At 39.4% G+C, this 15,748-nt stretch carries 8 protein-coding genes; 2 read left to right on the top strand and 6 right to left on the bottom strand.

Features of this window, described 5'->3' with window-relative positions:
• Window positions 1-249: 249 nt before the first annotated feature.
• From J7K40_09575 to J7K40_09550, 6 genes are all read right to left on the bottom strand, one after another.
• Window positions 250-2,313, bottom strand: coding sequence for a hypothetical protein (locus J7K40_09575; protein MCD6162647.1), 2,064 nt, complete (start codon window positions 2,311-2,313; stop codon window positions 250-252).
• Between the two features lie 498 nt (window positions 2,314-2,811).
• Window positions 2,812-4,926: a BatA domain-containing protein gene (locus J7K40_09570; GenBank protein ID MCD6162646.1), complete on the bottom strand. Its 2,115-nt coding sequence runs from the start codon at window positions 4,924-4,926 to the stop codon at window positions 2,812-2,814.
• On the bottom strand, window positions 4,923-6,749 hold the full coding sequence (locus J7K40_09565) for a tetratricopeptide repeat protein (GenBank protein MCD6162645.1): 1,827 nt from the start codon (window positions 6,747-6,749) through the stop codon (window positions 4,923-4,925). Before J7K40_09565 ends, J7K40_09570 begins: the two co-directional genes overlap by 4 nt.
• Before the next feature lie 38 nt (window positions 6,750-6,787).
• Window positions 6,788-7,612 (bottom strand): deoxyribonuclease IV, encoded by an 825-nt coding sequence (locus J7K40_09560; protein MCD6162644.1) that lies wholly within the window; start codon window positions 7,610-7,612, stop codon window positions 6,788-6,790.
• 250 nt (window positions 7,613-7,862) lie between these two features.
• Window positions 7,863-9,401: a hypothetical protein gene (locus J7K40_09555; GenBank protein ID MCD6162643.1), complete on the bottom strand. Its 1,539-nt coding sequence runs from the start codon at window positions 9,399-9,401 to the stop codon at window positions 7,863-7,865.
• Between the two features lie 199 nt (window positions 9,402-9,600).
• Window positions 9,601-11,280: a sulfotransferase gene (locus J7K40_09550; GenBank protein ID MCD6162642.1), complete on the bottom strand. Its 1,680-nt coding sequence runs from the start codon at window positions 11,278-11,280 to the stop codon at window positions 9,601-9,603.
• Window positions 11,281-11,798: 518 nt separating this feature from the next.
• Between J7K40_09550 and J7K40_09545 the strand changes: the two genes are divergently transcribed.
• Together J7K40_09545 and J7K40_09540 are read left to right on the top strand one after the other, a co-directional pair.
• Window positions 11,799-12,881, top strand: a complete 1,083-nt coding sequence (locus J7K40_09545) for a ketoacyl-ACP synthase III (GenBank protein ID MCD6162641.1) — start codon at window positions 11,799-11,801, stop codon at window positions 12,879-12,881.
• Window positions 12,882-13,687: 806 nt separating this feature from the next.
• The gene (locus tag J7K40_09540; protein ID MCD6162640.1) at window positions 13,688-15,388 is read left to right on the top strand and encodes a BamA/TamA family outer membrane protein; all 1,701 of its coding nucleotides are present in this window, start codon (window positions 13,688-13,690) and stop codon (window positions 15,386-15,388) included.
• Window positions 15,389-15,748 lie beyond the last annotated feature (360 nt).

The following is a 15,748-nucleotide window of genomic DNA, read 5'->3' as shown; positions in this document are numbered from 1 at the left end:
TGCTTTCCTGGAAAGAAGCAGCTATTTATATAGTATATAAATATATATGACAATAGTAAAGTTAAAAATTAATTTTTAGGGGTTTTATAGCAGATTTACAGTAAAGTTTTGGGTTTCTCCCCGCCGAGTAAGGTCGGAACCAGACCCACAACTACCAGGAAATGATACTAAAGAAGCCGGAGAATTCCGAGCAATAGAAAAGCCGCCGAGTGTTGATATACTCGGCGGCGGTTTATTAACTAAATGCGTTTACTTAATCGATTGTATGGGAATAATAGTAGTATTTTGAAGTAGTTTTGACTGATCGCAATTTGGCCAGCCGTTTGGTGCGCTGCCTGGAGCGTCATTGGTAGAATTCCAAGCAGGAACATAGACGGAGCATTGTATTAATGGTTGACCTTTAAAATAATTAACAAGTTTAGTTACATCACTCATGCCTACTATACAATTGCCATTAGCATCAGCAGAAGCCCAAAAACCACTTAGATAACAAGGTATACTAGTAGGATAGCCTTTAAAATAATTTGATAGATAAGTTATGTCGCTGCCTAAAATCCGGGGCGGCCACAAGCCAATGTGCATATTTGCATCTCCAAGAAGATATTCGAATTCGTAAATTGCAGTATCAGCAGTAGTTGTATCATTAGCAACAATTTCAACATTGAATTTTTCTGCATTAATATCTCCTTCAAATTCAAATAGAACACTATATGTATTAGCAAAAACACTATCAATAAAATATTCTCCATTGCTGTCAGTTGTATCTTCATCGCTAGTAGGATCAGTACGCACACGAACATTTTCAACGGGATATCCATAAGGATTATCAGATTTATCCAAAACAGTACCCTTAAGGCAACCTGTAACTATTACAAATACTTTACTCTGATAAGGTTTAAAATTATATTTTGATATAGTTACTATTATTGAATCAGCGACTGTAAAAGCTTTATTAAAAATAGCATGCCCTTGAGAATTAGTGGTTTCAATAAAACAGTACGTATCTTTTTGCCACAAGCAAACTGTTGCTAAAGATTCGGGATTATTAGATGAATTCTTTACTAATACAGTACAAGGTTCATTCCGTATGAATAGATCAGGAAGTGTTACAAGAAATGTATCCGGTATGTCGGTCCATATCGGTATTGCCGGTTCGCCGTGAAGGTTGAATCTCCAATGAGCAAATTTTGAAAAGGTTGAGCTATCATCTGTAATAGGCCATCTGTTTTTTGCTTCTGCAAAAATTTTTCCTACATTGAAATCCGTCCTTGATTCATCTGAAAACTCTGTCCACCATAATGTATCTATAGGTAATGAACTACTATGACCAGACCATGTATTTCCCATAAATGCTACAGCCCCAGTATTTACATTATGAAATAGAAAATGTTCACTTATACAATCAAAATCTTCATATTGTTCAAAATTTGTAAGACCACAGCAAGCAGGTGATATTATTATGCTAAACATATTATCGTTACTCATACAGCTATCTATGTAATAATTATCGATACCAACACTATGTCCGGTTCCCATTCTACCACCAGTGTTTGTGGCATGTCCAAAATGACTAACTAAATGCTGACCTTCATCTAAGGCATTAATAAAGTCATTTCTATGTTTCATCGCATCACTATCACATTGTTCATCTCCACATATTACTGGTGTAATACCTCCAGGACATATACTGTAACAATTCAATGAATCTTCACAATCACATGAATCGCTATCACAAGTATCACTATCTCTTATTATTGTAAAATCAAAAAGAGAGCCAAATCGAGCATAGACATCTGACCAAATAGAGTCATTAGTTTCTTCAAAATAAGATTCTGCTAAAAGAGCAATCCTTTTAAGATAATTATCTTCTGTATCAAGCGGCGGGCTTTTTTCGTAGTATAGTACCTTATTAACATATATTTCACATTCTGTAGTATTCTCAGTAGAAACTCTTCCAACGTAAACAGTATTTGTCCAATCATCACCAGAATCTAAAGATGCATAATATTGGTCGCTAACAGAATATGATTGGTCTCCATTTAACGCACTCCTAATTGGCACAATATCCGCCTCGCCTCCCAATAAAAAGTAATCAGTCCCCCAATGCGTATGCGCCGAATCTATGAACTCCCTGATATTCTCCTGGCTATCTGCGCCGGCTGTGAAATTTTCTAATATCCATGCCACTGTTATGACCGTATCCCTAAGCCCTTTCTGGTTATGCCAATCAACAAGCGGTTGAAATGCTGAAGACAGTGTGCTATTTGTAATTACTATATGATTAAACGACTTATTTGTTTGAAATGATGTTATAAACCCATCATCCTACCCGTCAATCATATCCCCAAAGGCAAATATGAAACCGCTTAATACTATTAACATGCTAAAGGCTAATATTCTCTTTAAAGTATTAATTTGCATTTTCTTAGTCCTCCATAAATTTTGTGAAGATAGATTATTGTGTGTAGAATACTACTTTGAACTGAGAATTGAAATTCTCAGAACACTGCAAGCTTATATCAGAACATACAATCCTCCTTTATTAACGATTTATACGGCTATATGATAAATGATATCTGCAACAATACTATTTTATTTCTAATTCATTACTCAAATGATCTTACTTTTCGCGAGAACATAAGCTTTCGATTGAAGAACAACCAAAATGAAATTCAATGATTACATAATATATACTGGATAGTGTTGTCAATATAAAAATTTAATAATGTTTAATATTTCTTACTAAACTCACATACGAATGCATTAACGTTGTTCAATAAATCATCATTAGCATGACTGCATCAGCAGAGTCTATCTTGCTTTGCGCACAAGTATTGATTCGGCAATCAATAAAGCCAGAGCTAACAGCAGACAGTATTTCCATAACTCAAAACCGAATTTCGCCTGCATTATCTCATTCTCTATATTGGATTGACCGTCAATAAAAATGATGTCTGCGGCCAATTTCTCATCAAGGCTTTTCGGGTCGATTGACTCAATAGTTGATTCGACGCTGTCGTGATTAACCGAGAAAAACCCGACTGTGTCAGCTTCAGTAGTAAGCGTATAGAAGCCCGGGAAACCAGCATAGGGAATATTCACAAAAGCGCCGTATGCACCTCTCGAAACCTCGACTATCTCATCTGCTGTATTGTGATTATCGCCGGCTCCTGTTAGCGATTTGTTGTATTTCGACAGCTTTACAGAAGAGGCTTTTAACTGCTCGGGAATGTTTAATGCCGCCGGATGACCGGAGATGAAATATTCCTCAGCGGCGCTTGGAGCTGAGGCTAAATGTTCAACAGTCCTGATTATAAACGGCACAATAAAGGAATGCACTGAAATATCCGAATCTTTTTGGCTTAGCCCAAACCCCATTACCATAATCCGGGCATTTGACGCCAGCGATAATACTGCGCTATTGTTCTCAAGACGGGCTAAGGCTATGCCGCCATCAAGCGGTATATATGAAAACAGCTTTAACGATGGAATCTCTGATGATTGCGGATTCTGCGGCGAATAAACCTTGAATATCGGGTGAGTCAAATCGAAATCATCGAGATAATAATACGGCCTTGATTGTCCTTCGGTAATAGCATTAATCGGAGCAGAAAATGTTATATCCGCTTTTTCAGCAATGAATTGTTTATATGATTCAACATTGCTGCTGCCGCCAAGGATAATAAACAAGCCGCCGCCCGAACCGACAAAATCATTAATAGAATTGAAATATGACGGCGGCAGGGCAGTGATATTATTAAGTATGACAACATCATAAGCTGACAAATTCTGACGGCTGAAACCCGAAACCTCGATGCCGGTAAAATCAATATACCCGACATCTGACGAAGACCCCAGATTAGTCGTCTGACCATCCGGCGAGCGTTTGAGGCAATTTGAAATAATCTTTACATCATCGGTTGTTTGTCCAATCGCCAATACCGATATTTTTGGAGGAATCTCTAAATTGAAATAAAATCTGTTGTCGGCATTGTAATCATCATCCTCAATCTCGAAATAACCCCAATGACGTCCCGGAGACTCGGGAACAATGGTAAATTCCACAGCGGCGTTTCCTGAGGGCTTAATATTAACGGCGGTCTGAGCCTTTTTCTCATCATCAATAAAAAGCTCTACCAATCGGCTATTCAGCGCATTATTATTATGATTTTTCAAATGAGCGGTGATTTCAAATTCCTCGCCGGGCGCAAGCAATTGGGGAGGAAATTCAGTTCTTGTCAGACTAACATTTTCAGCATCTTCATTATTATATTTTATAGCAAAATATCTGAATTGAGGGTCGGTTAGATTTATCGGAACATCCCACCATACGCCCTTCTGGAAATCTGAAAAGATATATACTTCCCTGTTCAAGTTATGACTAACCGATAATATTTCCGCCGCTTTTTTCAACCCCTCATCGAATTTAGGCAGCGATGCTTGCGGCTGCAAAGTATAGAGCTGCGTCCTAAGGCGATTATAATCGGAGTATGGTCCTATGGTAGTCTGTCTGCCGGATAATGTAATTATAGTCGCTTCATCATTGGGTTTGAGCATATTTAAAATCACATCGACGCCGCGCTTCATCTCATCGAAAATTGTCCCTCCTGATGAGAGCGTTTCGACGGATGGCGAGTCATCTATAAGTATCACAATTGATGCCGGCGCATGACTTGAAGCCTGTTTGCCGGTTAGGGCAGGACGGGCAAATGCTAAGGCGATTGAGGCAAGTATCAGCATCCTTATAATTAGAAGAAGCAGTTCGAGAATTCTCAGCCAGCGAAGTTTTGATTTTTGCATCTGCAGAAGAAATCTCAAAGATGAAAAGTCGATGATTTTAATTCGCCGGCGCGAAAGAAAATGAATCAAAAGAGGTATTATAACGGCGGCTAAACCAGCCAGAAATATCGAGTTTAAAAAAGTCATTTCAGTTTAAATGGTTTATTGATCTGTTTTTCAGCTAATTTATTCATATATATTCCGGACTCTAATTCTAATACCTTATTGTAATACTCCACGGCTGTTTGATGGTCGCCTTTTAGGTCAAAGAGCCGCCCCATTTCTAAATTGGCTTGGGCTAAGTAGTAAGGCCTATTCTCAATAAACAGGGCTATTTGCAAACGGTTTTCCGCATCCTCGAATAATCCCATGAACATAAGCGTATAGGCGGCGCCAAGGTAGCCGCGAGCCTCGCTTGGCACAAGCGCAATTACATTATTATTAAGAGTCAATGAGATATTCAGCAATGTATCCGCTTTGGCAGTATCATCTAAGGCTAATGCCAAACGTGATTTGAGTATCGCAGTCCAACTATCGGGAACACCCTTGATTATATCAAGCATCTCACCGGCTTTGTTATTGCGGTTTTGGTCGAGATAGATTTCTGCCAGCATCTTAGCGGCATCAGGGAAACTATCAATTACGCTTTCAAGCTTTTTCATTCCTTTGTCTGTTTTACCGTTGCGTATATAAGATAATCCCAGAAGATATTTTGCTTTTTCGTTATCCGGTTGAAGATTGACAAGGCTGGCGTAACTGGATTCTGATTGAGCATAATTGCCAAGCTGAAAATAAGTTGCTCCCAATCTCTGGATGTGATATTCCCTCAATATAGGCTGAGAAGCCAGCCAGACACCATATTTTAGAGCTTTATCAAACCACATCTGGCTTGAGTAAAAATCGTTAAAATAGGATGCATTAGATTCATCAAGCTTTAAATTCTTTTCATATTCAATAAACATTTCCAATAATTCGAGATAGCCTTTTTGATAATTATTATCAAATGCAAAACTGCCGGGCGACGATTCATCATATAGTTTCCTGAAACTTGCCAGGCCATGTTTATCAATCAGGAATTTAACAAAAGCGCCGCTTAATATATCAGCGCTTTCGATATCCTCGGGATACTCATCGTTAAAAATACTTTCAATCTCATTTAGCGGCATCTTTTTTACATATTCTCTGGCAAGATAAATATCATCAAGGTAAAAACGTGAAAAACCGACCGCTAAGAATCGAGGCGAATAACCCCAGGTGTCATATATAACAAATCGCTGAAGTGTCTGGGGCAAAGCCGAGTCGAAATCCTTGTTAAATACGGCATACAGACTGTGTCCGGCAATATCATAGCCGATGCCGGTAAAATTATCTATGTATGGGCTGTTATTGCTTCCGGGGTAGATATAAAAATCTGCCTTGCCCGCTCTTGTAACTCCCAATTCTTTTCGGTAGCGGTCGAAAATATTCTCCAAATATCCAGAACGAGCTTGCCATTTATAATCGGCATACGTATCGCGCCATATATAAGCTTTATAATGCACCGATTCAAAAATAGTAAGGCTGTCAACCGGAACAACATTATAGCTGCTTATTGTGTCTGCAGCAATAGCAAACGAGTAATCAAACAAAATGCCTTTTGATGGTAAGCTCTCAATTGTTTGCCATTCGTTTTGGGTTGCGGTTGTTTCTTTCCGATAAAAAGAATAGTCCGGTCCCAGCTCGAAAAAATCAGCTTTAACTGAAAATGTTGAATCAGTGAGGGGAAATATTCGGAAATGGATAGTGTAAGGCGGAATAAAGACCGGTATTTTCTCGCCAAATTCAACAAAATGCTCAACCCTGCCGACCGTATCCCGACCATCATTGTAGGCGGCGGCAACCTGCAGGTAATTATCTCCATAAGCGGGAGTTATTAACCCCATAATAAGCAAAATCATCATTACAGCGAGGCAGCAATCTTGTTTTCGCATATTTATTATTGTTGATTTTGTCATTTTATTATCGAGATTCAAGCTAACTTTCGCAATATTCCGAGATTAATCTCATCCATTAAACCGTTATCGCCTTTCGGAGTTTCCAGAATTTTTGGTATTTTTACCAGCCGTTTATCTTTCATTATAAACCCAAACGCTTTTTGGCCAAGTTTTCCCTGTCCTATGTGCTCATGACGGTCTACCCTGCTGCCAAGTTCCGTTTTTGAATCATTAAGATGGATGACAGCCAATTTATTTAATCCTATTATACGGTCGAAATCATCCCAGGTTTGCTCATAACCACCCTTTGACGCAATATTATAGCCAGCGGCAAAAACATGGCAGGTATCTAAACAAACAACTAATCCATCCGGATTATTAGCTTTATCAATCATAGCGGCAAGCTGTTCGAACCTATAGCCTAGATTAGTCCCCTGTCCGGCAGTTGTTTCAAGCGCAATATTAACATTGAAACCATTAGAATGCTCTAATAGCCAGCTAATTGATTCGGCGATATTATTAATACCGGTTTCCTCACCGGCTTTCATGTGGCTTCCCGGATGAACAACAAGGCTTGGTATTCTTAGTTTCGCGCAGCGTTCCATCTCTATTAGAAATGCCTGACGGGATTTTTCAAGCATGGTTTTATCAGGCGACCCGAGATTAATCAAATAGGAGGCATGGGCGATAACCGGCGTGATGCCGGTGCGTTCCTGCTCAGCGCGAAACTTCTCTATCTCTTCATCAGATAATGGCTTGGCTTTCCACTGATTGGCTGACTTCACAAATATCTGGATAGTATCACAACCGAAAGTTTCGCCTTGTTTGAAGGCATTGAATGCCCCTCCGGCGATTGACATATGCGCGCCAAGATACCATTTTTTAACGGTTTTTTTCACGGTTTGAAGATATATAAGACGCCGTAATTTTCCAAGCTAAATGTTGATATATAATTACTCGATGATTTTGCAATTGGATATTAAAAAATGCAAGGTGAAATATGAATAGCCTGCATTATTCACAAATCTTAACATGTGCTGGCATCCGGCAGCTGTCGGAAGTAACTTCCGACAGCACAAAAATGGCGAAATATAAATAGCAATATTTTTCTTATTCAGCCATATTAATATCCCAAAAACCAAGCCAGCTTAACGAAAAATTCAACCAGGATGTAGAAGTATTAGCGCCGCTTATATTCTGATAATTCTTTATCGAACCATAACCGGCATCTAAGGAAATAAATAAATGGTCGGCTGTATATCGTGAAAACGGCAGATAACCCTGCGCGCGCAATGCAATATACAATGATTTCTCGGCTATACCCGTAGGGAACGGCTCATCATAGTCGCCCTCCATCTCAAGCCAGGGCATATCCCACGGCTTATAGATTGACCCCTCGCCATTACGTCGCCAGGCTATCTCTATTTCGGCATAGCGATGAACATCCGGCCAGAACCGCACTAACAGCGAAAGCGAATCCGAATCAGAGCCAAGAGGATGTCCCAAAAGCTTATTGCGGTAAAGATACCTGTTGCGCGGAATAATCTGATGATATGTTCGGTTTGTGATTCGAGTATATTCGATTTTGATATCGGGCGAAAGAGAACCCGGTTTGCCTGCTTTAAACAAACCGGCCATAACGCCAATTTCATTCGGCTCCTGGTCGCCCTGCGTTTTCCTGTCAATCTGGAAATCATCAACAAGCAATTGGCCATAGATACTATAACTGCGGGCTGGCAATATTATAAAATCAAGACCGAGAATAGTATTGTCATCCATATTCTCATTGAGCTGGGCAATATGGAAAAACTGCAAAGGGTTGAGATAGTAAAGCTCCGGCGGCCTGCCCTCCCCGCCAAAAAGCGAGGATTCAAAAAAGCCAAGCCGGCAATTCTTATACAGCAAAATATCGAGACGATGCGCGGCTATATAGCGATTGTCTTTGAATGAATAAGCTGGAAAACGCAGATAATCAATAGAATCCGGACGGCTGCCATCAAGACGGGCAAATAGGAAATTGAAAGACAGTCTTCCCTTCTTGTAGCCTGCCGAGAAAATATCAAGCGGTTCGGCGGTTTCCGAGAACATCAGATTCACCGGCTGAGGACCCCAGAATATTCTTTGCCTGCCAAGCGTTAGGGTCAGATTATTTTTCTTAAAATATATGGCGGCTGTTTCTATATCACCGGCTAAGCCGCGCCATTTCTTGCCGATGTAGTCCGGGTCAATCGCTTTGGCGCGGTCGAGTTTAAACATAAACAAAGCGCCGAAATATTTCGATGGCTGATAATTCGCCCCGCCTATGAATGAGAACATATCTTCTGTTTTAGTGTTTTTCTCTGATTGAAATTTTTCAGTTGCTATTGAAAATAAACGAATATCATTTTCAGGGATTTTATCAGCCATTTTCAAAGCCGAAGACATTTCCCGATTACTGAATATATTATCAAAGGTAGAGCTATAATAAGGCCCAACTGGCGGCAATCGATTCAATTTGCCGGAGCTTATCGCTGTCCGGCAGATAAGCTTATAGTCGAAACTAAAAGGAATCTGTCCTATCGGGAAAGCAGTATCACCGAATGATAAAGATGGAACAATTATCAACATAGATATAATAAGCGTCGTCATTAATTGGTTTATGTATTTCATTGCTTTCTCTTTAACTACCTATCGTCAACAAACATAATAATTAGATCAATACTTTTAATCCCGGATTTTGTACTTGAATTTTAGCAATAAATCTAACTTTGCATACATCAACTCGTAGGGGCGTATTGCATATGCCCTCTTTTTCACTTTTCCGTGAAATTATCTTTGATTCGTCAGCATCATTAAATCGATTCATTGTTCAGCTTAAGATTTCAATATCAGCCGTTTGATTACTCGACTCTATAACCATACTTTTTTCTTTTGATATACTGAGCGCCTTTAACAAAGGCTCCAATTGCTTTTCATGGTGTTTCCAGAGTTTGATAGAACTGCTGTATATTGGATTTCGCACCTGCACAGAACTGGCGGTTCGCACCGGCCTTTTGGTTTTATGAAACGATAGACAAGCATCATCCCATGACAAATCGAGAAAATCCAACATCCGTTCCGTCTGTGATTGCTGGTCGTTAATAACATCCTCGTATCGAACATCAAGGATATAACCCGGCATTACCTTATGCCAATGCGCCATAAGATTCTGATAAAGATTGTAATACTGTCCCAGTTCAGTCATATCATACGCGAATTTGAGCGCCCCCGTAAAATGAGTTTTATAGCATGAAAAGCAGGTATCCATCGGGTCGCGCCGGCAATGAATAATCTTTGCGTTCGGCAAAATCAATTTTATCAAACCTATATGCAGGAAATTATGAGGCATCTTATCGGTTATATGTTTTGCCGATGACGAATGTCGTCTGAGGTGATTTACATAATCCTGCCCAAGCCTAATTAAATCATCTCGATTAAGATTGCTTAAATAATCGGGAAACTTGCCATACTCTGCCTTATAGCCTGCCCCTGATATTATCTTTCCCATATATAGCAGTTCGCCCGCGCCATATATATCATGATGGCTTGCCAGTATCTGTTCAATCAACGATGTGCCCGAACGAGGCATGCCCACAATGAATATCGGAGTATTGTCCTTGCAGCCAGAGCCGGAATACTGTTGAAACATCCGTTCATCGAATGTATTAATTATCCTATTAAAGTGTTTCTCATCGTCTGAGATATAGTAGTTATAATTACTTCTCTTAAGTTTATTGCCATCCTTGATAAAGCCGAATGACTTCTCATACTCATGCAGGTCCTCGAACGCTTTTCCCAATCCGAAACATAGATGCATTTTCTGCATATCTGTAAGTTCAGGCTTTTCTATCAAGTCTTCCATTGCCCTGATATCATCATTATAATCGGCGTGCTTCTTTATATATGCCATATTCGTGTATGCCTTAGCAAAGTTCGGGTCAACTTTGATTGCTTTGCGATAGTTATCATCAGCTTCATCAAGCCTGCCAAGCTCTTTTAAAACATTGCCGAGATTATTATATGCATCCGCAAAGCCGGGATTGATATTTATTGCTCGATTAAAGCTGGCAACCGCTTCATCCGCCTTGTCTTGTTCTAAAAGCGCCAAGCCAAGGTTGTTGCATGCTTTTTCATGTTCAGGTTTAATTTTCAAGACGTGATGATAATTTTCAATCGCTTCATCCGGCATATCTTTCGCCTGAAATACATTGCCGATATTGTTGTATGTCTCGGCATCGTTTGGATTGATTCTCCGCGCCCGATTGAAACTATCGAGCGCTTCATCTAATTTACCCTGTCCCTGTTGAGCAATGCCAAGATTATTTAAAACGTCAGTATTATCCGGAATTGTTTTTAGTATTCGGATATATAACTGTTCTGCCTGCTGTAATTGTCCTGACTGATGCTTAAAAACCGCTTGCTGAAACAGGTTTTGTATATCGGATATATTAATAGCAGCGCCGGTTTTTCTTTTATGTTTTAATTTGCGACGTTTTTTAGTCTTGCCCATTATGGATGATTCCCTCTAATATCTAGCTTTGATAATATCAAAAAAATGTTTCATTGCCTTTAATTTTTCAGTTTCAGCTGACGGCGGCATTCTGCTCTACTCATAATAATGTAAAACCCAATAGCAAAATTTTGTTAATTATAAATATAGCTATCATTGAACGTTCTTTCGTTTGTTTAATATCATATAAACATTCTGGTTGTTTTTATGAATAAAATGAAATAAAAATCGTCTGGTAATTATTCCTATCTGCTTTAATTCCCGTTGAAAATCCCTGTTTGATTGCGTAGCATGCAACTTCATGTATTTATATGCTTTATCGACAATCTTTGCATAAGGTAAACCCTTTTTTGGGGTTATAACTTGAATGGATTAGCAAATTACCATATTTAATGATGATGATATGCTCCATTTTAGATATATCAAATTTATCAATGAGTCTTAGAAAAGTAGTTGACTTTATTATTATTTTTTACATAATAGCACATTATGTCAAATCAAATTTTAAGAGTGTTAATATGAAGAAAAATATCTATTCTATAGTTACGGGAACTGGCTGTTATATCCCAACGAGAAAAATTCCTAATGAGGATTTTCTTAAAAATGAGTTTTATGACCCTGGCGGCAATAAATTCGATAAAACAAATGATGAGATTGTAAGCAAACTCGTGGAGATAACCGGCATCGTTGAAAGGAGATACGTTACTGACGATCTTGTTAATTCCAATATCGCTTTCTTCGCGGCGCAAGAAGCGCTCGAATCATCGAAAACAGACAAAGAAAGTCTCGATTACATAATAGTAGCTCATAATTTCGGTGATGTTAAAAAAGACAATAAACGATCCGATTTTGTTCCCAGTCTTGCGGCAAGAGTTAAGCATACTTTAAAAATTGAAAATCCCAAAACAATCGCATATGATTTGCCATTTGGCTGTCCCGGCTGGCTTCAGGCGATGATACAGGCTGATTATTATATCAAATCGGGAGATGCCAAGCGAGCTTTGGTTATTGGCGCCGACACCCTTTCCCGTATTTCCGATCCCCATGACCGGGATAGCATGATATATGCAGATGGCGCCGGCGCAACCATTATCGAGGGCATAGAAAGCGATGAACCGGTTGGAATATTATCACATGCCGCCAGGTCTGATACCCTGGATTACGCCTATATGCTGCGGATGGATAAAACTTGCAGCCCTAATAATCATAGCGATGAATTGTACCTCAAGATGAACGGTCATAAATTATACCAGTATGCAATAACTACGGTTCCGCTGGTTGTCAGGGAGGGTCTTGATAAAGCAGGATTGTCTCTTGACGATGTTGATAATGTGCTTATCCATCAAGCAAATGCCAAGATGGATGAAGTGATATTAAAGCGCATTTATAAATTATATGGCGAGAAAAATATTCCGCCTTACGTAATGCCGATGATTATATCACGGTTGGGAAATACCTCGGTAGCCACTTTGCCGACTCTGCTTGACCTGCTGTATAAGGATAAGATTGAGAACTACAACGCTAAAAAAGACAATATTTTAGTATTTGCCTCGGTTGGCGCTGGCATGAATATCAACTCTATGGTTTATCGAATCCCGTGATTGATGATTAATTAATTTTTCCAACAGATGTAATCAGCACAAGCCTAAATCCCCTGCCGCTGACGGGGGATTTTTAAATTGTATAATCATATAACGTGTTAACGCAAATATTATTCCCTTCTTGAGAAGGGTTAGGATGTTGACGAAATAATATCTTATGTTTTAGGATGATATATACCGCCGCGCATAGGGGTGTCCGGCAGCTGCCAAACGCCTTCTTGTTTATTATTCCCCTCTTGAGAGGGATTAGGGGTGTGTTATTAATGTTAAATGTTCAACATATTTTATAAGAGCAGTTAATAGGCCAGACATTCTTAGGCTGTGCCAAAAGTTATAAAAGTCTATATTCCATTACGCGCGTAGGGGCGTATTGCAATACGCCCCTACGCGATGCCTTTGCAAATCAATGACTTATTTACAAACAATACATCTGATTTATTAGCAAAATGTCCGCAATGATTGTTCAATCAATCTTTTGGCACAGCCTCAACCCATCTGACCCGGACAGATAAGAATGTCTGTCTTACCAATGATCTACAGTGATGAGAATTATAAAAATATTTTCCTCTTATTGATAATATAGCGACACGATTCTTTGTTAACAGTCTGAACAGACTTTCTATAGCTAAGGCGGACTGTCCGGATATTTGGCCTGAAGCAGAGAAAACCTGGGCTGCTATTTACAGCTGTTTTTATGTAACAATATTTCCTCAAATGCGTAAACAAAAACAGTGAGGAGACGTTATAATTTTATTTAAAAATGAGGTGTTGCCATGTATTTAAAAGCTTGTTTAGTTATTGGTATAATGTTTTTACTCAGCAATCTTGCTAACGCCGCCGGCGGTAAAAATATAAAACCCAAAACATTAGAAATTGTCATTAATGGCGATACCATTATAGTATCGGTAAATAGTAAAGACGGCGATGTCAAAACGGTAATGCTGAACGAGTGGGACTTTCCTGAAAAAAAGACTGTAAAAACTGATAGCGGCGATTCCTCCTTTCAAATTAATAATGAATTAATTATCAGCAATGATGGAATTATTATCGACGGAATGAAATTTTCTCAAGCAGATATTGATAATCTAATATTTACCAATAATGACCGCGATGGATTAAGCATTAATTTAAAATTGCCGCATAAAAAATATATTTACAACAATAAAAAAGTAATTGATGCCAGCAGATATAATGCTGAAGACCGTGTAAGTTTTGACAATCTGGTAATAGACTCTGATGAAGTTATTAATGGTGATGTGGTCTCATTAACCGGCGACGTTAAGGTGTATGGCAAGGTTTTCGGCGATGTCGTTTCGATATTTGGTGATGTTGTTATGTATGAAGGCAGTTTTGCCGGCGGTGATATAGAGGCGCCGTTTGGTGAGATTATAACTCGCAGTACTGCAATAATAGAAGGTAAACCAATACCAAAAATAAAACATCGCCATCAAACAAATGACGCTGATTTTGACTTAGCGGCTCGATATAACCGAGTTGAGGGTTTGGTTTTGCTATGTGGCATTAATTACAGCGACGGCAAGGGGGAACTACCTGATGTTGATATAAATGCCGGGTATGCGTTCGCGCTGAAGAGATGGGATTATAAATTAGGCTTGCGTCAGGAGTTTGGCAACGATTGGGCAGCTTATTTTGGCGGCAATATATATCGCGGCGCTGCTACGCCGGATGAATGGATATTTGAAATTTCCGAAAATTCAATCTCAAGCCTGCTTTTCAAAGAAGATTTTCACGATTTCTATTACCGCAAAGGTATAAATGGCTATGTTGGACAAAAACTGGCTGGCGAGGCATTCATACAGCTCGGCTACACATCCCAAGCAAATGAAGTTTTAACTAAGAACACAAATGCAGCGCTGTTTGGCGGCAATAAAAATTTCCGTCAAAATTATTCGACAGTCGGTGATGATCCCTCTATACTTGAAAGCATCAATGGCGATTTACGGATGATAGGATTGACAATCGGCTGGGATAATCGTTTGAGCGAATCATGGCCAACCTCCGGGCAGTATGCCGAAGTAAAATGGGAATCAGCCGGCGATGGAATAATTGCTGACTTAGGCGGCGACCACTCATATGATATCGTAAAAGCCGCTTTATATAGCAGCCTGAAACTTACCAGTAAACAACATTTTGGTTTTTGGGCAAGAGGCGGCTATTCCGACCAGCAATTGCCGTTAAACCAATGGTTCTTCCTTGGCGGAGTCGGTTCATTAAGAGGCTATGATTACAAGGAGTTTGCCGGCAACAGATATATCCTGGCAAACTTAGACTACTATTTCGATTTTTCTGATGATTTCACTGCCTCTTTATTCGCCGATGTCGGCAAAGTCGGTTTCGGCGAGCAAGAGTATAATGATAGTAAATGCAAAACTGATATTGGTATTGGTCTTATTGTCAATGAAGTGCTGCGTATTGATATCGCCCAGAGGTTTGATGAAACCAGCAAGGGGCCGGTTGTGATGGGTCGGCTTGACCTTCACTTTTAGAATGATTACAGCTTGGATATTTAATTAATCTATAGTTCAGTTGAAGCAGGCAAATCCGCCTCAGGCGGATTTGACCCTACCGGTTAAATAGGTCAAGCTTCAAATATTCTTGACCTACTGAGCACAAATAAGGCAAATACATTATTTGGGTATTGATATATACCAATCGCAAAAAAGTTGGTGCACGAGGACGTACACCAACCACTAAAAATAAGTCAAGCCTCAAGTCGGCTTGACCTACTGGGTTGATAAGTGATTAGTAATTGGAATTACTATAATAATGTTGGAATTTATCCCAGTTTTTGCAGTAGGCGTGCTGGTTTCCTTAAGGCCTTCATATGGGGTTGCTTAGGGTATCTT

The organism is Candidatus Zixiibacteriota bacterium, from assembly GCA_021159005.1.
GTDB lineage: Bacteria > Zixibacteria > MSB-5A5 > UBA10806 > 4484-95 > JAGGSN01.
The sequence above is the reverse complement of the archived record's forward strand: the minus strand, read 5'-3'. Positions and strand labels throughout refer to the sequence as shown.

Bases quoted from the DNA above. Each gene is read 5' to 3' on its own strand.
- J7K40_09570 (MCD6162646.1), bottom strand. From the start codon at position 4,926: ATGACTTTTTTAAACTCGATATTTCTGGCTGGTTTAGCCGCCGTTATA.
- J7K40_09565 (MCD6162645.1), bottom strand. From the start codon at position 6,749: ATGCGAAAACAAGATTGCTGCCTCGCTGTAATGATGATTTTGCTTATT.
- J7K40_09560 (MCD6162644.1), bottom strand. From the start codon at position 7,612: ATGTCAATCGCCGGAGGGGCATTCAATGCCTTCAAACAAGGCGAAACT.
- J7K40_09555 (MCD6162643.1), bottom strand. From the start codon at position 9,401: ATGAAATACATAAACCAATTAATGACGACGCTTATTATATCTATGTTG.
- J7K40_09550 (MCD6162642.1), bottom strand. From the start codon at position 11,280: ATGGGCAAGACTAAAAAACGTCGCAAATTAAAACATAAAAGAAAAACC.
- J7K40_09545 (MCD6162641.1), top strand. From the start codon at position 11,799: ATGAAGAAAAATATCTATTCTATAGTTACGGGAACTGGCTGTTATATC.
- J7K40_09540 (MCD6162640.1), top strand. From the start codon at position 13,688: ATGTTTTTACTCAGCAATCTTGCTAACGCCGCCGGCGGTAAAAATATA.